This is a genomic window from Phenylobacterium sp. (assembly GCF_030698145.1).
Taxonomy (GTDB): domain Bacteria; phylum Pseudomonadota; class Alphaproteobacteria; order Caulobacterales; family Caulobacteraceae; genus Phenylobacterium.
The window spans coordinates 56,197-77,072 of the sequence record NZ_JAUYNW010000046.1 but is presented as its reverse complement, the minus strand read 5'-3'; the positions used below and the strand labels follow the sequence as shown (position 1 = coordinate 77,072).

Genomic DNA, 20,876 nt, shown 5'->3' with positions numbered 1-20,876 from the left:
CAAAGTCCCCCTCAGTCACCTGCGGTGACAGCTCCCCCAAGAGGGGAGCATCTGGGGTCAGTCTTCCGCGCGGACCCGCTCGGCTTCCGGCTTCCAGACGCGCACGGCGACGGCGGCGGTGATCGAGGCGAGGACGGCGGTGATCGCGCCGCACCACTGCAGGGTGTTCATGCCCTCCGCGGCGAACCGGCCGACCGCGGCGCTGACGGCGAACACCAGGGCCGCGGTGCCCCACTCGGCGCCCCAGTTCGAAAATAGCAGCTTCAACATATGGTCCCTCGGCATTGGCAGATGCCCGCCGAACTAGGCCCGCATATCGCGTTCTGGGAATGTGGCATGGGGTCGCCACTCAGTTTGACGGTTTGTTAAGCCGCCCGGCTGACGGCCTGGGCCTCGGCGACGTTCTGCAGGACCGCGAACAGCTTGGCGGCCTCGATGGGCTTGGCCATGTGCAGGTCCGCCCCGGCGGCCAGGCTGGCGACCTGGTGCTCGGGAAGGGTGTTGGCGGTCAGCATGACGATGGGGGTGGCGATCCAGCCGCGCGCCTTCTCCCGCGCACGGATCTCGCGCACGGCGGTGAGCCCGTCCATCACCGGCATCTGCATGTCCATCAGCACCAGATCGAAGCGCTGGGCCGCGAAGGCCTCGCAGGCGTCTCGGCCGTTCTCGGTGCAGACCAGGTCGACGTCGAACTCCGAGAACAGCACCTGCACCACCTTGCGGTTGGTCGGGTGATCGTCGGCCAGCAGGATACGCAGCGGCCGGTAGGGGGCGGTCTCGCCCTGGGCGACAGGCGCGGACGCCGCGGTGGGGCCGGCTGCCGCCAAGGGGAGATCCAGCCGGAGTGTGAACGTGGCGCCCTGGCCCGGGGCGCCGATCGCGTCCAGCTCACCGCCCATCAGGTCCACGAGTTGCTTGCAGATCGCCAGGCCGAGGCCCGAGCCGCCGAACCTGCGCGTCACCGAGCCGTCGGCCTGCTGGAAGCGGTTGAACAAACGATCCTTCTCGGCGGGATCGAAGCCGATACCGGTGTCCTGCACCTCGATGCGCCAGCGGCCCTCGCCGTCGGCGCGGACGGCGATGGCGACATAGCCGTCAGAGGTGAACTTCACGGCGTTGGAGACGAGATTGGCCAGCACCTGTTTGACCCGCGGTGCGTCGCCCGCGACGGCGGTCTCGGCGATGGGATCGATGTCGACGATCAGGTCGATGGCCTTCTCGTCGGCCTGCGCGGCGGCTAGGGCGGCGACATCGCGGATGGCGTCGGCCAGGTGGAAGGGGGCGTTCTCCATGCTGACCGCGCCGGTCTCGATGCGCGACAGGTCCAGCACGTCGGAGAGCAGGCGCTCCAGGCTCGCGCCCGAGTCGCGGATGATCCCCACCATCTCGGCCTGGGCCGGGGTGAGCGAGGTGCGTTCCAGGGCCTCGGCGATGGCGCTGACCCCGTTCAGCGGAGTGCGGACCTCGTGGCTCATATTGGCCAGGAACTCGCTCTGGGAGCGGTGGCTGGCCAGCAGGTGGGCGGTGGCGCGCCGGGCGCGGAACACCATGATCGTCCCCATGGCCGCGAAGGCGAGGATCACGAGGGTGACCGGCAGGATGGCGCGCGACAGCAGGTCGGCGCCCGGTCGCTGCGGCGCCCAGGTGACGATGAGGGGAGGACCGCCGACGACATCAAGGACCAGCTTGGCCCGCCCGCGCTCGATCCGATGGTCACCGACGACCGCCCGCAGGTCGGAGAGCTGGAAGCGTTCCCGAAGCCGGTCGAGTCCGCCCCGATCCAGGGCCAGGGCCATCACCACCACCGGGGCGCGGGGCCCCTTGGGCGTGACCATGGCGAAATCGGGCTGCACCAGGGTGGCGGTCACCAGATAGACCCGGCCCTCGTGAGACACGAAGGCGCTGGATTGAATGGCATGGGACACCAGGTTCATCGGCGTTCCTGGCCGGCGCGCCGCGATGGGCCCGCGCTTAGCTTCGGCGCGGCGGACCTCGGCGACCAAGCCGGCGGCCCCCTCGAAATGTCCGAACGCGGCCGGCGATGCCGTCTCCCGGTGACGGCGCGCATAGATCGGCCGATCCGCTCCGTCGAGGACGAAGAGCCGTTCGAAATCCATGCTCTGGGCGTAGTGGTCGTTGAGGTTGTTGTCGGCCCAGGCGGCGTCGAACCGGTTGTCGAGATTGAGGATCGCCTCGTCCCAGTTGGTCTCGGCGATGATCGAGCGCTCAATCTCGGCGATGTTGCCGCTGATCCCGCGGCGGACCAGATCCTGCTCGTGGGCGCGGACCCCCCGGTCGACCTGCGCGGTCCAGATCATCAGGCTCGCGACGAACACAACCATGGCGCCGACGGCCAGGGTCACGATGGGCGCCAACAAACCGAAACCGGACTCCCGCCGCATATGTCGGGCCCCCTTACCCGGATCTTGTTCGGACCAGAGTGGCGCAGGGGAGTTAAGGGAGCGTGTGGTTCCGCTGGATGCACCAAAGACGCGACGGCCGACATGGAAGCGGCGGCCCCGTCGCCGGGAGCCGCCGCCTGGTTAGCCTAGGCCGATAGCACTACGACATCGGCGGAGTCAGGGGCTCCGGCGTCACGGTCGGGGCCGGGGGCACCGGTTCAGCCGCGATCGGCGGAACGATGGTCGGAGCCGGCGCGGCGGTTTGAGCCGAGGGCGCATAGGGAACCGGCGCGGTCGGCAGGGTGGCGCTGGCGTCGCGCGACCAGGAGCTCACGTCTTCCGCACCGGCGGCCGGAGCGGCGGCCGCAGGACGGATGCTGGCCACCCGGCGGGGCGTGCTCGCCCGTACCGTGGGCGCGGAAGCCTTGGCGATCGGAGCCGTGGGCGCAGGCGCCGTCACGATGGGCGCCGGCGTCATGGGCGCGGCGGCGATGGTGGCCGGCTCCTCGGCGATGAGGCCGGCTCGCGGTTGCAGGGTGAAGTAGGCGACGCCGGCCAGCAGGACGACGGCGGGGATCGCGATCATCGCGATGGGAGCGATGGAGCGGCCCGACGACTTGGCGGCCGATTTGGCGGCCGACTTGGCGCCCTGGCCGTAAAGCGGCGCGGCGGCGAACATCGAGGCTTCTTCGCTCGATTGTTCGGTCGTTTCGTCCATGCGGGCCAGGTCCGGATCGACCATGGCGGCGCTCGGCGCGTCGTCCGACGCGAAGCTGCGGGTTTCCGACGCCACACGGGGCGCGGTGTCGAAGGTCGTCGCCGGATCTTCGCGGGCGAAATCCTCAGCGGTGAACTTGGGGCGGGCGAAAGGGCTATACTCAGTGGACATATCAGACCTCCCAGGTCGTTGGTCGGAGATGAAAACGGCGTGCGCGTTCACAAGTTCCGTGATTTCCAACGTCAAGCTTGATCATAGATGTGTCTAATGGGTCCCGGTTCCTGAAATTATACTGTTTTTTACCCTCAAGAATTTTCCAACGGTGAAGTTACATTTCAATCACGCGTCATGATACTTCCTGAATTGCGCCACAGTCCCGGCGATTGTCGCCCCCTTCAAGCCACATTTGACGGCTGAGCCTGCGGGTCGTCAGGATATTCTTGACGCTTCAAATGTAAGGGATTACCTGACAGTCAGGACATACCTGACGAGGCCTCACCATGAGTGAACCGACCCCTGGCAAGTTCCTGTTCGGCGAGGACGCCGCGTCGACCTTCTATTGTTCCTTCTGCCTGAAGTCGCAGCACGAGGTGGAGAAGCTGATCGCCGGCCCCGGCATGATCTTCATTTGCGACGGCTGCGTCGGCCTCTGCAACGAGTACCTGGCCGGACGCACGCCCGACCTGTCCGGCTTTCCGACGCCGGACCAGCTTCCCGCCGAGCGCCTGCTCGCCCAGCTTCCGGCCGTCGAGGCCGTGCGCAAGGGCAAGGGCAACCAGCTCCAGTGGGTGGTCGACCAGCTCCGGTCGCGCGACGTCAGCTGGGCCCAGATCGGGGAGGCCCTGGGCATGTCGCGCCAGTCGGCCTGGGAACGGTTCTCCTAGCCGTCCAAGCTTCCGACGCCGCGCGGAGCGGGTGAGTCCTTTCCGCAACGGTCGCACTCGCCCGCGACGGCTGCGACGGTTCGCTTCGACGGCTCAGCTTGACCCGCACTCGCGCGCCCCGCCAAGGTGAGTGCGTTGGAGGGACTGCATGCGTCTGAAAGCCCGGCTCGAACGTGACTGGCGCTTCATGCGCGGGCTCAACCGAACCTTGAAGCGCGTGAAGACCATCGCGCCTTCCTCGCCAAACCTGATCTGCGACGACCTACAGGCTGCGGTGGAGACCTGGCGCGACCGGCCGGCCCTGACCTTCGAGGGCAAGACCCTCACCTATGGCGAGATGGATGCGGCGGCCAACCGCTTCGCCCACTGGGCCAAGGGGATGAACATCCGCCGCGGCCAGACGGTGGCGCTGTTCCTGCCCAACCGGCTGGAATACTTCCCCATCTGGTACGGGCTGTCGAAGGTGGGCGTGGTCACCGCGCTGATCAACAACCAGCTGTCCGGCCTGCCGCTGTCCCACTGCCTGAACATCTCGGGCGCGGCCCATGTGATCGTCGACGGCGAGACCTCGCCGGTGTTCGAGCAGGCCAGGACACTGCTGGAACGTCCGATGCAGCAGTGGGTGCTGGGCCAGGCTCATGGCGACCAGCGCGATCTGGTCCAGGCGCTGAAGAGCTGCAGCCAGCTGCCGCCGGACCGATCGGTGCGCGAGGGCATGACCGCCAAGGACACCGCGCTCTACATCTACACCAGCGGCACGACGGGTCTGCCAAAGGCTGCGCGCATCACCCATGTCCGCGCCCAGCTCTACATGCGGGCCTTCGCCGGCGCGACGGCGGCGACCGAGAAGGACCGCATCTATGTGGCCCTGCCGCTCTATCACGCCACGGGAGGGCTCTGCGGCCTGGGCGCGGCCCTGCTGAACGGCGGCTCGGCGGTGGTGAAGAGGAAGTTCTCCGCCAGCCATTTCTGGTCCGACGTCGTCGCCGAGGACTGCACGATGTTCGTCTATATCGGCGAGCTCTGCCGCTATCTGGTCAACCATCCGCCGGTGGAGGACGAGGGACGTCACAAGCTCCGCCTGGCCTTCGGCAACGGCCTGCGGGGCGATGTCTGGGCCGAGATGAAGATGCGGTTCCGCATCCCCGAGATCCTGGAGTTCTACGGCTCCACCGAGGGCAACGTCTCGCTGTTCAATTTCGACGGCAAGGTCGGCGCGATCGGCCGCGCGCCCAAGTGGCTGCGGGCGAAGTTCAGCGTCCGGCTGGTCCAGTTCGACGTGGAGACCGAGGAGCCTGTGCGCGGCCTGAACGGCCTCTGCGTCGAGTGCGGTCCAGGCCAGGTCGGCGAATGCCTGGGCCAGATCGGCGGCGATGCCCGCACCGCCTATACCGGCTATGTGGACAAGACCGCGTCCGAGAAGAAGATCCTGCACGACGTCTTCGAGCGCGGCGACGCCTGGTTCCGCACCGGCGACCTGATGCGCATGGACGCCGACGGCTACTTCTATTTCGTCGACCGGATCGGCGACACCTTCCGCTGGAAGGGCGAGAACGTCTCCACCGGCGAGGTGGCCGAGCGGCTGGCCTCCGTGCCGGGCGTGACCGAGGCCAATGTCTATGGCGTCGCCGTCGAGGGCGCCGACGGGCGCGCGGGCATGGCGGGCCTGGTGGTCGAGGCGGGCTTCGACATCAAGGTGTTCGGCGAGCAGGTGGCCCGCGAGCTGCCACCCTACGCCCAGCCGGTCTTCGTGCGCATCCTGCCGGCCATCGAGACCACCGGCACCTTCAAGCACCGCAAGATGGACCTGGTGGCCGACGGGTTCGATCCCGGTAAGATCAAGGGGCCGATCTTCTGGCGCGATCCGGCCAAGGGCTACATCAAGCTGACCAAGCAGGGGTTCGAGAAGCTCTCGGCCGGCGGGGTGAAGCTTTAGATCGCGTCCTGCGCGCGAGGCCGGACTCGCCTATATCTGCCGCATGACCGTCGACACCGACATGAAGACGCCCCTCCAGGGCGCCGCCCTGATCAAGGACGAGGTCCGGCGCCTGCCCGACGCGCCGGGCGTCTACCGGATGATGGGTGAGGACGGCGAGGTGCTCTATGTGGGCAAGGCCCGCTCGCTGAAGAAGCGCGTGCTGCAATACGCCCAGGGCCGTTTCCACACCCAGCGCATCGCCCTGATGGTCGACCTGACCCGGTCGATGGAATTCGTCACCACCCGCACCGAGACCGACGCGCTGCTGCTCGAGATCAACCTGATCAAGCAGATGAAACCGCGCTTCAACGTGCTGCTGCGCGACGACAAGAGCTTCCCCGAGATCGTCATCCGCCGCGAGCATCCGGCCGCCCAACTGCGCAAGCATCGCGGGGCCCACACGATCAAGGGCGACTATTTCGGCCCCTTCGCCTCGGCCCATTCGGTGACCAAGACCCTGAACACCCTGCAGAAGGCCTTCCTGCTGCGCTCGTGCTCGGACAGCGTTTACGAGAGCCGCACCCGGCCCTGCATGCTGCACCAGATCAAGCGGTGCGCGGCGCCCTGCACCGGGCTCATCAGCCTCGAGGACTATGCCGGCCTGGTGGACCAGGCCGAGGACTTCCTGCGCGGCAAGAGCCGGCTGGTGATGAAGAAGATGTCGGACCAGATGCAGGCCGCGTCGGACGACATGGAGTTCGAGCGCGCCGCGCGTCTACGCGACCGCATCCGGGCCCTGGCCTCGGTGGCCCAAGAGACCCAGGTCAATCCCGAGACCATCGAGGAGGCTGACGTCTTCGCCCTGCACGCCGAGGGCGGCCAGGCCTGCGTACAGGTGTTCTTCTTTCGGGCCGGCCAGAACTGGGGCAACCGCGCCTACTTCCCCCGGGTCGACAAGTCCGACGAGGACCTGGACGTGATGAGCGCGTTCCTGGGCCAGTTCTACGACGACAAGCCGATCCCGAAGCTGATCCTCACCAGCATCGAGCCCGCCGAACGGGAGCTGCTGGCCGAGGCCTTCGCGCTGAAGGCCGGGCGCAAGGTGGCCATCGAGCGGCCACAACGGGGCGAGAAGCGCCAGATCGTCGACCATGCCCTGACCAACGCCCGCGAGGCCCTGGGCCGCAGGATGGCCGAGAGCTCGGCCCAGTCGAAGCTGCTGGCGGGGGTCTGCGAGGCCTTCGGCCTGGACGGGAACCCCGAGCGGATCGAGGTCTATGACAACGCCCACATCATGGGGACCAATGCGGTCGGCGGCATGATCGTCGCCGGCCCCGACGGCTTCCAGAAGAGCCAGTACCGCAAGTTCAACATCAAGGGGACCGAGCTCACCCCCGGCGACGACTACGGGATGATGAAGGAGGTCATGCGCCGCCGCTTCGCCCGCCTGGTCAAGGAAGAGGAAGCCGGGGAGGGCGCCGTGCGTCCCGACCTGGTGCTGGTCGACGGGGGCGCGGGCCAGCTCGCGGCGGTGACTGAGGTCATGGCCGACCTAGGGGTCGACGACATCGCGGTGGTCGGCGTCGCCAAGGGGCCCGACCGCGACGCGGGGCTTGAGCGGTTCTTCATCCCCGGCAAGACGCCCTTCATGCTCGAGCCGAAATCGCCGGTGCTCTATTACCTGCAACGCCTGCGCGACGAGGCGCACCGGTTCGCCAACGGCAGCCACCGCACCCGCCGCTCCATGGACATCAAGAAGAACCCGCTCGACGAGATCGAGGGGGTCGGTCCTGGCCGCAAGCGCGCCTTGCTGCACGCCTTCGGCTCGGCGCGGGGCGTGTCGCGGGCCTCGGTGGACGACCTGGCCAAGGTCGAGGGGCTCAGCGAGCCCCTGGCCCAGCGGATTTTCGACTACTTCCGCAAAGGTTGAGCGGGAACGTTTGGCCCGCCCGTACGCTGCGGTAAGCTGAAGCTCGACTCCGCCGGAGACAGACCATGCCCACCCCCCGCGCCATCCTCGCCCTCGCTGCGGTCGCGGTCATGGCGCCCACCGTGGGCCATGCGAGCTCGCCCGGCGCTTGGGACGCCTTCCGCGCCGACGTGCGGGCCCGCTGCCTGGCCGCGGCCCAGGCCGGCGGGATGAAGGCGCCGGAGGTCCTCGTCCATCCGATCGGCACCCAGGCCTACGGCATAGCCGTGCTTCGGGAGGGCGCCGACAAGCGAATCTGCATCTATGGGAAGCAGACCAAGACGGTCGAGCTGACGCCGGCCACCTGAGGACCATCATGAAGGCCCTGCCCAATATCCTGACCTCGCTGCGGCTGGTCCTGACCCTGTTCGTCTTCCTCGCCCTGGCCGCGGCGGCGGGCGCCGTGCCTTATGTCAGCGAAAGGCTGACACCGGAGATGCAGTTCGGCCTGCAGCGCTGGGCCTTCTGGTCGTTCGTGATCGCCGCGGTCACCGACTTCTTCGACGGCTGGCTGGCGCGCAAGCTGGACGCCGTCACTGTCTGGGGCGCGATCCTCGACCCCATCGGCGACAAGGTGCTGGTCTGCGGCGCGATCCTGGGACTGCTGGCCCTGGGCGGTCAGCCGATGGTGGTGCTGCCGGCAGGCCTGATGCTGTTTCGCGAATTCACGGTCAGCGCCTTGCGCGAGGTCGGCGCCGGAAGGGGCGTGAAGCTGCCGGTCACCCTGCTCGCCAAATGGAAGACGACGCTGCAGCTCACCGCGCTCGCCGCCGAGATGTTGTCGTCTTCCTGGGCGGCCTTCGACCTGCCCGCCGATCCGTCCATCCAGAGCCCGGTGACGCTGTTCGCCCACACCCTGATGTGGGTGGCCACGATCGTCACCCTCATCACCGGCGCCCAATACTGGGAACAGACGCGCAAGGCGCTGTCGGCGCAGGGGTGATCCTCAAGGTGTCATCCCGGTTCGCGCAGCAAACCGGGATGACAGCCGCCGGTGTTAGGCCGGCGCCTTCTCGGCGACCCGGGCCTTCACGCGCTCCACCAAGGCGGCGATGTTCTTGTTGTCGGGGTTGAGCGGCTGGCCGACCGTGCCGCCGAATTCGACGAAGCAGAACAGCAGGATGTCGGCCAGGCTGAAGCGCTCGCCGGCCACCCAGGTCTTGCCGGTCATCAACCCGTCCAGCCAGGTCAGCTTTTCCTGGGCCAGGGACTTCAAGTCGGCCGCCGCGTGCGGGATGGTCCGCATCCGGCTCTGGAACAGGGGCAGGCCCTCGGCGAAACGGAAGCCGTTGACCAGGGGCTCGCAGATATTGAGGTCGATGCGGCGCAGCCACATGCGGGTCTCGGCGCGCTCTTCAGGCGTCGAGCCGATCAGCGGCGGGTTGGGGAACTTCTCGTCCAGGTACTCGCAGATCGGGATGATCTCGGCGAGGTGGCCCCCGTCGTCCAACTCCAGGCAGGGCGACTGGCCGGCCGGGTTTTTCTGCATGTAGGGGGCCTGGCGGTTCTCGCCGGCCATGATGTCGACCTTGACCGTGTCGAGGCTGACGCCCTTCTCGGCCAGGAACATGGTCACGACGGCCGGATTGGGGCCGATGGAAGTGTAGAGTTTCATGCCGTCCTCCCTAGGATTTGGTTGGCCAAGGATCTGATTGGCGAGATTCATTCCAGGCTTACGCCGGGGCGTTCAAGCCGAAATCGCCGCCTCAGGACATCGGATTGGCCGGCGTGGGCGAGGGCTCCGCCGGCAGTGGGATGAACTCGTCGTGGTCGGCGTCCGGCAGTTTCATGTGGCCCGCCCGCCAGTCGGACTTGGCCTGCTCGATCCGGTCCTTGGAGGACGAGACGAAGTTCCAGTCGATGAACCGCGGCCCCACCGGCTCGCCGCCCAGCAGCATGACGATGGCGTCGTTGATCGCGGTGAACAGGACCGGCTGGCCCGGCGCGAAGACCAGCATCTGGCCCTCGTGGAACTGGCGGCCGTCCACCTCGACGACGCCCTGGGCCACATAGGCGGCGCGCTCGGGATACTCGGCCGGAAGCTGAGCCTGGGCCCCGGGCTTCAGGGCCCAATGGACATAGAACATCGGCGAGTGCGTCTTGACCGGCGACTTGGCGCCGAACGCCTGGCCGGCGATCAGCCGCGCCCACATGCCGTTGGCCTCATAGGTCGGCAGGACGTCGGGGTCGTGGTGCTCGAAGCCGGGTGCGGTCTCCTCGTCCTCGGTCGGCAGGGCGACCCAGGCCTGGATGCCGTTCATCGATCCGCCCTGGCTGCGCAGGGTCTCGAAGCGCTCGGAATGGGTGATGCCCGAGCCGGCGGTCATCCAGTTCACCTCGCCCGGCCGGATCGGCTGGGTGACGCCCACGGAGTCGCGGTGGGTCATCTCGCCCTCGAACAGATAGGACAGGGTCGACAGCCCGATGTGCGGATGGGGGCGGACGTCCACATTGGTCGGGAAGCCCGCCTCGAACCGCGCCGGGCCCATGTGGTCGAAGAAGATGAAGGGCCCGACCATCCGCCGCCTGGCGTAGGGCAGGACCCGGCCGACCTCGAACCCGCCCAGGTCCTTGCGCCGCTGGTCGATGACGAGGTCGATCATGGGTCCGGGCTCCAACTACCTGCCATCCAACATTGCCCGATCAGGGCGGCGCGGAGAAGGCGCCCACCTCCAGATCGCTCAGGCGTTGCCGATTTGCGCGAGATCAAAGCGTCCGCACCATCCGTAATGATGTTGAACAGTATGTCTCTCTCGAACTCCAAGACAGCCTATGGCTGGGTGGCCATCGCCCTTCATATTGCCGGTGCGCTCGAGCACTCGGCCTTCGACCGAGATCGAACGCTGCAGAGGATGCTCTGGGTTCGCAGGACCTAGGGCCGGCGCGATCGCCAGCGAGCTGTTGAGGGATGGATGAGCCGATTGCACAGAGAATTTCACCTGATCGAGCGAGTCGGCTGGCTCCGCGCCGCGGTCCTGGGGGCCAACGACGGCATCGTTTCAACCGCCAGCCTCATCGTGGGGGTGGCGGCGGCCTCCCAGGGGCGCAGCGAAATCCTGGTGGCGGGCGTGGCCGGTCTGGTGGCCGGCGCCATGTCCATGGCGGCCGGCGAGTACGTGTCCGTCAGCTCCCAAGCCGACACGGAAAAGGCCGACCTGGCCCGGGAAGCGGCCGAACTGTCCAGCCAGCCTGAGCTCGAACTGCAGGAGCTGACCCGCATCTATGCCGACCGCGGTGTGGAGCCGCAACTCGCACGGACAGTCGCCACTCAGCTCATGGCGAAGGACGCGTTGGGCGCCCATGCCCGGGACGAGCTCGGAATATCAGCCGCCACCACGGCCAGGCCCATCCAGGCGGCCGTCACCTCGGCCCTGATGTTCGCCGGAGGCGCGGCGCTGCCTCTCGTCGCGGCCCTGGTGTCCCCGTCCCCTGTCGTCGTGCCGGTCGTGTCGGCCACCTCGATCGCGTTCCTGGCGCTGCTGGGCGGCGTGGGGGCGCAGGCGGGTGGCGCGCCCTTGCTGAAGGCGATCGTGCGCGTGACTTTCTGGGGAGGTTTCGCCATGGCGCTCACCGCCGGCGTGGGCGCGATCTTCGGCGTCGCGGCCTGAACCGCGCGCGGCCCGGCCGTCAGCCGTGAGGGTTGTCGAAAATCTGCTCCACCGCGAGGCCGAACGCCGCGGCGATCCGATAGGCGAGGTCGAGCGATGGGTCGTGCTTCCCGCTCTCCAGGGCGATCACCGCCTGGCGCGAGACCCCCACGCGGCGTCCCAGTTCCTCCTGGGTCCAGCCGCGCCCCGTCCTCAGGGCCCTGAGTTGATTGCGCATCAGCGGCTGGTGCGCACGAACGGTGAGATCACCCCGAAGGCCGCCCAGAACAGCAGGTACACGTACCAGCCCGGCGCGTGCGGCGCGTCGGCGTAGCTCTCGAGATAGCCCCAGGCGCTGAAGCCGGCCATCGCCACGCCGGCGGCCAGGATGAAACGCTTGGCGGTGATGGCCCGCACGAACTCGTCGCTGTCATGCATCAGGGCGAGTGTGGCCCACATCTGTCCGGCGACCGGCGCCGCCACCACCAATCCCAGCAGCCAGGCGCCTGGGCGGGTCAGGTCGTCGAAGGCGCCGCCGATCGCGGCGACGTTGACGGCAATGTAGCCGCCCATGAACAGAAGGGTGCGGACAAGATATCTGCGGTTCGGACGGTCGATGGCCATGACGGGGCTCCAGCGCATGTAAGGTCAACCTTACATGCGGATCATGTCAGGTCAACCTTACATTTGTCGGAGGCGGCGGCGGTCAGCCGTGCGAGCTCACATACGGGCTGATCAGTCCGAGCGGCGCGGCGGTGGTGTGCTTCACCGACCGGATGACGATCCGGCTCTCGATGTTGGAGACCAGGCCCAGGGACAGGATCTTCTCGCGCAGGAAGTCGTCGAACGCGTGCATGTCGCGGGTGACGATGCGCAGCTCGTAATCGGCGGCCCCGGTGACCGTGGCGCACTGCACCACCTCCGGCAGCTTGCCGATGGCGGTTTCGAAGGCGTCGAGGTTGTCCTTGGTCGGCAGCGACAGCTTGACGGTGCAATAGACTTCGAAGCCGAGGCCCAGAAGTTCGCGGTCAAGGATGGTCACGCGGCGCTGGATGACACCTGAGTCTTCCAGGCGTTTGATGCGCCGCCAGCACGGGCTGGAGGACAATCCGACCCGTTCTGCGATCTCGGCGACAGAAAGGCCGGCGTCATGCTGGATCAGATCCAAAATCTTGGCATCGACCGCGTCGAGGGCCTCGGACAAGTTTTCCTCCTTCATATGGCGCAAATGAGCGTCATTCTTGCCCCGGAACCCATGACGGGGGGCACGCCTTTGGCAAGCAATTGCATCGTACTTATATGATCTTCTATTCGCACTAGGGAGCCGAAAAGGAAAGATATTGCTATGCGCCACGCCGATGTGACGCTCGACGACAAATTCCTGCTCAAGGAAGGTCGCGTCTTCATCACCGGGGTCCAGGCGCTGCTCCGCGTCATGATGGATCAGCGCCGCCTTGATGAAGCGGCGGGCCTGAACACGGCCGGATTCGTCTCGGGCTATCGTGGTTCGCCGCTCGGCGGGCTGGATCAGCAGGCCCACCGGGCGGAAAAATTCCTCGAAGAGGCCCAGGTGGTCTTCAAGGAGGGCCTCAACGAGGACCTGGCCGCCACGGCCGTCTGGGGCAGCCAGCAGGCCAACCTGTTCCCCGGCGCCAAGTTCGATGGCGTCACCGGCATGTGGTACGGCAAGGCGCCCGGCGTCGACCGCACCGGCGACGCCTTCAAGCACGCCAATTTCGCCGGGACCTGGTCCAAGGGCGGCGTCATCGCCGTGGCCGGCGACGACCACAACTGCAAGTCCTCGACCCTGCCGTCACAGTCGGAGTTCGCCTTCCAGGACTTCGAGATGCCGGTGCTGTCGCCGGCCGACGTCCAGGAGGTGCTCGACTACGGCCTGATGGGTATCGCCATGTCGCGGTTCTCCGGCCTCTGGGTCGGCCTGATCGCGCTCGCCGACACCATGGATAGCGGCGTCACCATCGATATCTCGCTGGACCGCCACAAGATCGTGGTCCCGACCAATTTCAAGCTGCCCGCGGGCGGCGTCGGCATCCGGCTCAAGGACCAGCCGCTGGACAAGGAGCGCCGCCTGCGGACGCTCAAGATCCCGGCGGCGCTCGCCTTCGCCCGCGCCAACCGCATCGACCGTATCATGCTGGGCTCAAGCCGCCCCCGCCTGGGCATCGTCTGCCAGGGTCAGGCCTATAAGGACGTGATCGAGGCCTTCGCGGCCATGGGCATCACCGGCCAGCAGGCCTCCGACCTCGGCGTGGCGATCTATAAGGTCGGCATGCCCTGGCCGCTGGAGCCGACGGGCCTGCGATCGTTCGCCGCCGGCCTCGAGACCATGATGGTCATCGAGCACAAGCGCGCCCTGATCGAGACCCAGGCCCGCGCCGCGCTCTACGACCTGCCGGCCCACGCGCGCCCGAAGATCGTCGGCAAGACCGACGAACAGGGCCACCCGCTGCTGTCCGAGCTAGGTTCGCTGTCGGTGGCTGAGGTGGCGCTGGCCATCGCCGACCGGCTGCCGCCCGGCCCGCACATGGAGCGGGTCCACGACTATCTCTCCCGCGTATCGGCCGCCTCCATGGCCGCCGTGACGCTGGCGGCGGAGCAGCTGCGCAAGCCGTTCTTCTGCTCGGGCTGCCCGCACAACTCCTCGACCCGGCTGCCGGAAGGCTCGCGCGCCCTGGCCGGCATCGGCTGCCACTACATGGCCAGCTTCTCCGATCCGCAAACCGACCTGAACAGCCACATGGGTGGCGAGGGCCTGACCTGGGTGGGTTCCGCCCCCTTCACCACCGAACCGCATGTGTTCGTGAACCTGGGCGACGGCACCTACAATCACTCGGGCTCGCTGGCGATCCGCGCCTCGATCGCGGCGAACAGCCACGTGACCTACAAGCTGCTGTTCAACGACGCCGTCGCCATGACCGGCGGCCAGGCGGCCGAGAGCGGCTTCACCCCGGCCCAGATCACCCGCCAGCTCGCCTCCGAAGGCGTGGCCAAGACCGTGATCGTCGCCGACGACCCGACCCGCTATGCAGGCGCTGTCGATCTGGCGCCCGGCGTGGCGGTGCGGCCGCGCTCGGAGCTGATCATCGTGCAGAAGGAGCTGCGCGACACGCCCGGCACCACGGTCCTGCTCTATGACCAGGTCTGCGCCAACGAGAAGCGCCGCCGGCGCAAACGCGGCAAGATGGAGACCGCGACCAAGCGCGTGTTCATCAATCCCCTGGTCTGCGAGGGCTGCGGCGACTGCTCCAAGAAGTCCAACTGCGTCTCGGTCGAGCCGCTGAACACCGAGTTCGGCCGCAAGCGCCGGATCAATCAGTCGAGCTGCAACACCGACTATTCCTGCCTTGACGGCTTCTGCCCGTCCTTCGTCACCATCGAGGGCGGCGAGAACGCCCAGGCCAAGGCCATGCCGGCGCTCACCGCCGACTCCACGCCGCTGCCGGTTTTCGAGCCGCTGGAGGGGGTGCGCAACATCGTCTTCACCGGCATCGGCGGCACGGGCGTGACCACCGTCGCCTCGATCCTGGCCATGGCCGCCCATGTGGACGGTCGCGCCTCGTCGGTGGTGGACATGACGGGCCTCGCCCAGAAGGGCGGGGCGGTGTTCAGCCACGTCCGGATCGGCGAGACCGAGGACAGCGTGGTCGGCGGGCGTGTCCCGGCGGCTTCGGCCCACGTGTTGATCGCCTGCGACATCCTCTCGGCGGCCGGCGCCGACGCCCTGGCGCTCTACGCCAAGGACCGCACCGTGGCCTGCGGCAACGAGGACTTCTCGCCCACCGCCGACTTCGTCACCGACCGCGACGTGCGCTTCGATTCCAGGAGCATGTCTGGCCGTATCAAGGCCGCCACCAAGTCCTATGACGAGTGCCCGGCCCACCACCTGGCCGAGACCGCCTTCGGGGACGCGATCTATTCCAACATGATCATGGTGGGTTTCGCCTGGCAGAAAGGCCTGATCCCGCTGTCGTCGCGGGCCATCTACCGCGCGATCCGGCTGAACGGCGTCCAGGCCGAGGCCAATTTGCAGGCCTTCGAACTGGGTCGCCGGGTGTCCCATGATCCTTCGGCGCGAGGCCAGGCCGAGGCCGACGTCCCGACGCCGGAGACCATGCCGCTGGCCGAGCTGATCGCCCATCGCGGTCGTGAGCTCACCGCCTACCAGAACGCCGCCTACGCCAAACGCTACCTGTTGCGCGTCGAGGAGACGGCCAAGGCCGAGGCGGTCTTCGGTTCCGAGGCTCTGACCCGCGCGGTGGCGACCAACCTCTACAAGCTGATGGCCTACAAGGATGAGTACGAGGTCGCCCGGCTCTATACCGACGGCCGGTTCGCCGCCGAGCGGGACGGGACCTTCAAGGGCGGCAAGACCAAGGTCTGGCTCGCCCCGCCGCTGATCGCCCCCAAGGGTCCGGACGGCAAGCCGAAGAAGATCGAGTTCGGCGGCTGGATGCTGGACGCGGCCTTCCCGGTGATGGCCAGGATGAAGGGTCTGCGCGGCACGACCCTCGACATCTTCGGCCACACCGATGAGCGGAAGATGGAGCGCGGCCTGATCGCCTCCTACGAGGCCGGTCTCGACAAGGTCCTGGCGGGCCTCACCGCCGCGACCCTGCCGACCGCCATCCAGATCGCCGCCGTGCCCCAGGCCATCCGCGGCTTCGGCCACATCAAGGACGCCTCGGTGAAGATCGCCAAGGCCGATGAGGCCAAGCTCTGGACGCAATGGGAGAAGGCGGCGGCCTAGGACCTACCGGACGGCGGCGGCGCGGATCGCCGCGGTCAGCTTTCCGCGCGCCGCGTTGAGCGCGGCGGTGTCGGCCGCGGGCCAGGCGGAATTGACCACGATGATCAGCCCGTCCTTTGGGAAGGTGGTGATCGACTGGCCGAAGATGCCCAGGGCCTCGTAGCCGTCGCCGCCGGGCATGATCCACCAGAAATAGCCGTAGCCGCCGTATTCGGGATGGGCCGGGCTGACGGCGATGTGGGCGCGGGTGGCGTCGGCGGTCCAGCCCTCGGGGACCATCTGTTTCCCGCCGGCCTTGCCGCCGCCCAGGATGAACATCCCGATCCGGCCATAGTCGCGCAGGGTCATGGACATGCAGCAGCCGCCGCGTTCGTGGCCCGCCACGTCCTCGATCCAGATGGCGTCCTGCTCCATGCCGAACGGCGCCCAGATCTTCTCCGACAGGTATTGCGACAGCGGCTTGCCCACCGCGTTGGAGACCAGGATGCCCACCAGGTCGGTCTCGCCGGTGGAATAGTGGAACTTCGAGCCGGGCGGCACGTCGCGCGGCAGGCGGCGCATATAGCTGACCACCGGATTGACCCCCGGCTCGATCACCGAGAGCCCCACCTTGGCAACGTCGGAGTCGAGGCTGGTATAATCCTCGTTCCACTTCACGCCCGAGGTCATGGTGATGAGCTGGCGCACGCTCACGCCCTCATAGCCGCCGCCCTTGAGTTCGGGGATGTAGGTGGTCACCGGATCGTCCAGGCTCCTGATGAACCCGTCCTGGATCGCCGCCCCCACCAGGGTGGAGGTCACCGACTTGGCCACCGAGAACGAGGTCCAGCGGTCGGCGGGCGTGCGCTCCAGGCCGTAGCGCTCCAGCAGCACCTTGCCGTCCTTGATCACCAGCAGGCCGGAGACCCGGTAGGCCGCCATGAAGCTCTCGATGTCGTGCGGCGTCCCGGCGATTTTCAGCTTCGGATCCAGCGGCGCCCCGGCCGGCAACGGGAAGACCGTGGGCCCGCGTTTGACCACCTCGTGGGCGGCCAGGGTCTCCATGGCCTTGTAGCCGGCCTGCTGCTGTTCGGGGCTCCACATGAGGATCGAGGCGCCGGCCGGGGGCGGTGAGGCCTGGGCGAGCGCCGCCACCGGAACCAACGCCGCCGCCACGGCCGCCAAGGCCAGTCTCATCCCACGCATCGTCCCGCTCCCCAGCTTGTTCGTTGCGGTGAGGCTAGAGGCGGGGCGGCGGTTTGCCTATGGCCCTAGTGGGTTTGACTAAGTGTCACGGTCCTCGAGAAATCTCCGGTTCGCGCGTCTGCTTCGCGAATGAAAACGTAAAACATTCCGCCGTCCCCCCAGTTCATCTTCAATTTGGAGTCTGAGTCGATTTGGGCCAACAGCCGCCACTCCTCAGACGCGGCTTCGATTTCCGGAGAGACCGGCTTGCCGAACCGATACTCGAGCCCGCGAACGGCGTGCTCGCAGGAGAGAGCCATTTGTTCCTCCTGAATCTCGTCCGGATAGCCGCCGAGCTTGTGCGTTGGTCCGCTCCCAAGATCGGCGCTCGGAAGGTTCGCGAGTTCATCCAACTCGCTTTCTGAGACGTCGATCGTGCGTACGTCTTCGTTCAACCAGTCGAGGCTCGGAGTCGACGTCAGCCTGATCATCTCGACGCGACGTTCAAGATAGCGCAGTTCAGGCTTCAAACGTGCCGGTGGAGTCCGCGGCGCATCGGGCTCGTTGGTGGAATGGACGATCCGGACCTGGTCATTCATGCCCCACCTCTCGTCGTGAAAGACGTAGATCGCGCCAAGTCCCGGCAGCCACTCGGGCCCCCCGGACGCGCGCGCTAGTTGAAGGTCGAACTGTGCGAGGAATGCGAGCGGTCCTTCTGGCCCCTCCGGCCAATCAAGCCCGTTCGGGAGCTCAGGATGACCCCCAAGCTTCGAGAAGTCGGGAACCACCGCTGGCGCCGCCACAAGGGTCGGCGCGGCCATGTTCTCCATGCGCCCGCGGATTCGCACGAAGTCGTCGGAGGGTTCGCTGGATTCGGGGCGTTTGAGCCGCCGTGGGATCGTCAGGCGGAAGTAGAGATAGATCCCCGCAAACACTGTGGCGATCACGGCCAAACCAATCAGCGCCATCAGTCCCAACCTCTACCGTTTGCGCATACCTCATCACCGCGACCTTGAGTTGTCCAGAACAAAAAGGGAACCGATGCCATCGTTCGCAATCGGCCGCATCGCTATGGCTGAAATTGGAAGCTGGGCTTGCGCCACGTCGCGCTTCGGCTAACCACGAACCATGGCGGATTTCGATTTCGATGCGGTGGTGGTGGGCGCGGGCGCGGTGGGCCTGGCCTGCGGGTATGCGCTCTCCAAGCGCGGCCTGGTCGTGGCGGTGCTGGAGGCCGGACCGATCATCGGCGAGGGGGTCTCGGCGCGCAATTCCGAGGTGATCCATGGCGGGCTCTACTACGCCACCGGGTCGCTGAAGGCGCGGCTATGCGTCCAGGGGCGGCGCGCCCTCTACGCCTTTCTCGACAGCCACAAGGTGGCCTACGACCGTTGCGGCAAGCTGGTGGTGGCCACCACGGCCGACGAGGTCGCCCGGCTCGACGCCATCCTCGACCAGGCTCAGGCCAATGACGTCGAGGGCATGGAGCCAATGACCAAGGCCCAGGTCCTGGCCCTGGAGCCGGAGCTGGCCTGCGAAGGCGCGCTGATCTCGCCGCAGAGCGGGGTTTTCGACAGCCACGGCTACATGCTGGCCCTGCAGGGCGAGATCGAGGCCGCCGGCGGGGCGGTGGTGACCTCCACGCCCTTCGAGGGCGCAAGCCCGCTGGACGGCGGCGGCTTCTCGGTGCGGGCCGGCGGTGAGGAGCCGACCACGCTCACCTGCCGGCTGCTGGTCACCGCGCCGGGGCTCTCGGCCCAGGCCGTGGCGGCGACCATCGAGGGCTTCCCCAAGGCGACCATCCCGCCGCTGCACTACGGCAAGGGGGTCTATTTCCGGCTGACGGGGAAGGCGCCGTTCGCGCGGCTGATCTATCCGCCGCCGATCCACGGGGCGCTCGGCACGCACTACCGCCGTGACCTGGGCGGCCAGGCGGTGTTCGGCCCGGACTTGCAGTTCGTCGACACCCTAGACTACAGCGTCGATCCCGACCGGGCTGGCGAGTTCTACCGTTATATCCGCAAGTTCTGGCCCGGCCTGCCCGACGGCGCCCTGGCCCCCGACTACGCTGGCATCCGCCCCAAGCTGCATGGCCCCGACGAGCCGCAGCCCGACTTCCGCATCGACGGGCCCCAGGCCCATGGGCTGCACGGTCTGGTCACGCTGTTCGGCATCGAGAGCCCCGGTCTGACCTCCTCGCTGGCGATCGGCGAAGAGATCGCTGGGCGGCTCGGGCTCTAGGGCTTCGGGATGACCTTCAACACCCGGCCCTTGGCGTTGTCGGTGGCCAGCCAAACCGCGCCGTCCGGGCCGACGACGACGTCGCGGATGCGTTCGCCCAGTTCGGTGAACAGGTGCTCTTCGCCGACGACCTTGCCGTCCTTCATCGCCAGGCGGACCACCCGCTTGCTGGAGAGGCCGCCGATCAGCGCGCTGCCCTTCCAGGCCGGGAACCCCTTGCCGTCATGGAAGGCTAGGCCCGCGGGCGCGATCACCGGGTCCCAGTAATAGACCGGCTGTTCCATCCCCGCCTTGGCGGTGAGCCCGTCGCCCACCGGCTGGCCGGAATATTCCTCGCCATAGGTGACGGTCGGCCAGCCGTAGTCCTTGCCCTTTTCCGCCTGGTTCAGCTCGTCGCCACCCCGGGCGCCGTGCTCGACCTCCCACAGCTTGCCGGTCTTGGGATCCAGGGCCGCCGAGAGGATGTTGCGGTGGCCGATGGACCAGATCTCGGGGTGGACGCCGGCCTTGCCGACGAAGGGGTTGTCCTTGGGGACCGAGCCATCGGCGTTGATCCGCACGACCTTGCCGATCGTCCCGTCCATGCGCTGGGCCTGGACTCGCCCGGTCAGGATCGAGCGCTCGCCCAGGGTCACGAACAGGGTCCCGTCGCGGGCGAACACCAGCCGGCCGCCATAGTGCAGGGTCGAGGCGATCGACGGGGTCTGGCGGAAGATCACCTGGACGTTCTCGACCCCGTTCCCGGTCAGCCGGCCCCGCGCCACCGCGGTGTGGTTGGCGCCCTCGGCGCCGGCCTCGGCATAGGCCCAGTAGATCAGGCCGGTGCGGCTGAAGGCCGGATCGACCGCCAGGCCCAGCAGGCCGCCCTGGCCGCGCGCGTCGACGGCCGGCAGGCCCGCCACCGGTTCCGACAGCTTGCCGTCGGTCGCCAGGATGCGCAGGCGGCCCGGCCGCTCGCTGATCAGCAGCCGGCCGTCGGGCAGGAAGGCCAGGCCCCAGGGCTTGTCCAGCCCCTCGGCCATGGTCTGGATCTCATAGGCGACGTTCGACTTCACCTCCGGCGCGCGGGTCTGGCCGGCGAAGGCGGGGGCCTGGCCCTCGGCGTTGGGCGGCCGGGTCTCCAGGGACGTGGTCTGGGTCTGGGTCTGGCCGACGGTTCCGCCGCAGGCGGCCAGCACCGTCGCGAAGGCCGTGGTCACAAGGAAGCTGCGCATGGGGACTCCGA

Annotated in this window: 18 protein-coding genes and 1 pseudogene; 8 read left to right on the top strand and 11 right to left on the bottom strand. The window is 67.7% G+C overall.

The genetic code is table 11. The features are described 5' to 3' along the window. Positions 1-57 precede the first annotated feature (57 nt). The 3 genes from Q8Q77_RS05735 to Q8Q77_RS05725 all read right to left on the bottom strand — a co-directional run bounded on the left by Q8Q77_RS05735 (position 58) and on the right by Q8Q77_RS05725 (position 3,291). On the bottom strand, positions 58-267 hold the full coding sequence (locus tag Q8Q77_RS05735) for a hypothetical protein (RefSeq protein ID WP_305582053.1): 210 nt from the start codon (positions 265-267) through the stop codon (positions 58-60). A gap of 98 nt (positions 268-365) precedes the next feature. Then, on the bottom strand, positions 366-2,363 hold the full coding sequence (locus Q8Q77_RS05730; RefSeq protein WP_305582051.1) for an ATP-binding protein: 1,998 nt from the start codon (positions 2,361-2,363) through the stop codon (positions 366-368). A 199-nt stretch (positions 2,364-2,562) separates the two neighbouring features. After that, the gene (locus Q8Q77_RS05725) at positions 2,563-3,291 is read right to left on the bottom strand and encodes a hypothetical protein (protein WP_305582049.1); all 729 of its coding nucleotides are present in this window, start codon (positions 3,289-3,291) and stop codon (positions 2,563-2,565) included. A gap of 329 nt (positions 3,292-3,620) precedes the next feature. Between Q8Q77_RS05725 and Q8Q77_RS05720 the strand changes: the two are divergent. From Q8Q77_RS05720 to pgsA, 5 genes and pseudogenes are all read left to right on the top strand, one after another. Next, positions 3,621-3,780 (top strand): annotated as a pseudogene (locus Q8Q77_RS05720) (ClpX C4-type zinc finger protein); the annotation flags it as partial. A gap of 372 nt (positions 3,781-4,152) precedes the next feature. Next, positions 4,153-5,940, top strand: a complete 1,788-nt coding sequence (locus Q8Q77_RS05715; protein WP_305582047.1) for a long-chain-acyl-CoA synthetase — start codon at positions 4,153-4,155, stop codon at positions 5,938-5,940. A 43-nt stretch (positions 5,941-5,983) separates the two neighbouring features. Further along, a complete protein-coding gene (gene uvrC / locus Q8Q77_RS05710; protein WP_305582045.1) occupies positions 5,984-7,852 on the top strand; it encodes an excinuclease ABC subunit UvrC in 1,869 nt (622 codons plus the stop codon). A gap of 65 nt (positions 7,853-7,917) precedes the next feature. Further along, positions 7,918-8,199, top strand: a complete 282-nt coding sequence (locus tag Q8Q77_RS05705) for a hypothetical protein (RefSeq protein WP_305582043.1) — start codon at positions 7,918-7,920, stop codon at positions 8,197-8,199. An 8-nt stretch (positions 8,200-8,207) separates the two neighbouring features. Further along, the gene (gene pgsA / locus Q8Q77_RS05700) at positions 8,208-8,834 is read left to right on the top strand and encodes a CDP-diacylglycerol--glycerol-3-phosphate 3-phosphatidyltransferase (RefSeq protein ID WP_305582041.1); all 627 of its coding nucleotides are present in this window, start codon (positions 8,208-8,210) and stop codon (positions 8,832-8,834) included. A 54-nt stretch (positions 8,835-8,888) separates the two neighbouring features. Here pgsA and Q8Q77_RS05695 read toward each other — a convergent pair whose 3' ends face one another. Together Q8Q77_RS05695 and Q8Q77_RS05690 are read right to left on the bottom strand one after the other, a co-directional pair. Next, on the bottom strand, positions 8,889-9,506 hold the full coding sequence (locus tag Q8Q77_RS05695; protein ID WP_305582039.1) for a glutathione S-transferase family protein: 618 nt from the start codon (positions 9,504-9,506) through the stop codon (positions 8,889-8,891). A gap of 91 nt (positions 9,507-9,597) precedes the next feature. Then, complete coding sequence (locus Q8Q77_RS05690) at positions 9,598-10,494, bottom strand: pirin family protein (protein WP_305582037.1); 897 nt, start codon at positions 10,492-10,494, stop codon at positions 9,598-9,600. 309 nt (positions 10,495-10,803) lie between these two features. Here Q8Q77_RS05690 and Q8Q77_RS05685 point away from each other — a divergent pair, with 309 nt between their 5' ends. After that, complete coding sequence (locus tag Q8Q77_RS05685; protein ID WP_305582035.1) at positions 10,804-11,499, top strand: VIT family protein; 696 nt, start codon at positions 10,804-10,806, stop codon at positions 11,497-11,499. Between the two features lie 19 nt (positions 11,500-11,518). Here Q8Q77_RS05685 and Q8Q77_RS05680 read toward each other — a convergent pair whose 3' ends face one another. The 3 genes from Q8Q77_RS05680 to Q8Q77_RS05670 form a co-directional block, all read right to left on the bottom strand. Further along, a complete protein-coding gene (locus Q8Q77_RS05680) occupies positions 11,519-11,716 on the bottom strand; it encodes a helix-turn-helix transcriptional regulator (protein ID WP_305582033.1) in 198 nt (65 codons plus the stop codon). Further along, positions 11,716-12,102, bottom strand: a complete 387-nt coding sequence (locus Q8Q77_RS05675; protein WP_305582032.1) for a hypothetical protein — start codon at positions 12,100-12,102, stop codon at positions 11,716-11,718. The genes Q8Q77_RS05680 and Q8Q77_RS05675 overlap by 1 nt, the downstream gene beginning before the upstream one ends. Before the next feature lie 82 nt (positions 12,103-12,184). Next, the gene (locus Q8Q77_RS05670) at positions 12,185-12,682 is read right to left on the bottom strand and encodes an Lrp/AsnC family transcriptional regulator (RefSeq protein WP_254834412.1); all 498 of its coding nucleotides are present in this window, start codon (positions 12,680-12,682) and stop codon (positions 12,185-12,187) included. A 141-nt stretch (positions 12,683-12,823) separates the two neighbouring features. On the opposite strand from Q8Q77_RS05670, the gene Q8Q77_RS05665 reads away from it, so the two are divergent. Further along, complete coding sequence (locus Q8Q77_RS05665) at positions 12,824-16,246, top strand: indolepyruvate ferredoxin oxidoreductase family protein (RefSeq protein ID WP_305582028.1); 3,423 nt, start codon at positions 12,824-12,826, stop codon at positions 16,244-16,246. 3 nt (positions 16,247-16,249) lie between these two features. Here Q8Q77_RS05665 and Q8Q77_RS05660 read toward each other — a convergent pair whose 3' ends face one another. After that, positions 16,250-17,431 (bottom strand): serine hydrolase, encoded by a 1,182-nt coding sequence (locus Q8Q77_RS05660; protein WP_305582026.1) that lies wholly within the window; start codon positions 17,429-17,431, stop codon positions 16,250-16,252. A 65-nt stretch (positions 17,432-17,496) separates the two neighbouring features. Next, a complete protein-coding gene (locus Q8Q77_RS05655; protein ID WP_305582024.1) occupies positions 17,497-18,378 on the bottom strand; it encodes a YwqG family protein in 882 nt (293 codons plus the stop codon). Between the two features lie 160 nt (positions 18,379-18,538). On the opposite strand from Q8Q77_RS05655, the gene Q8Q77_RS05650 reads away from it, so the two are divergent. Then, a complete protein-coding gene (locus Q8Q77_RS05650; RefSeq protein ID WP_305582022.1) occupies positions 18,539-19,651 on the top strand; it encodes an NAD(P)/FAD-dependent oxidoreductase in 1,113 nt (370 codons plus the stop codon). On the opposite strand, the gene Q8Q77_RS05645 is transcribed toward Q8Q77_RS05650, so the two are convergent. Then, on the bottom strand, positions 19,648-20,865 hold the full coding sequence (locus tag Q8Q77_RS05645; RefSeq protein ID WP_305582020.1) for a PQQ-dependent sugar dehydrogenase: 1,218 nt from the start codon (positions 20,863-20,865) through the stop codon (positions 19,648-19,650). The two genes, Q8Q77_RS05650 and Q8Q77_RS05645, sit on opposite strands and share 4 nt — an antisense overlap. Between the last annotated feature and the right edge of the window lie 11 nt (positions 20,866-20,876).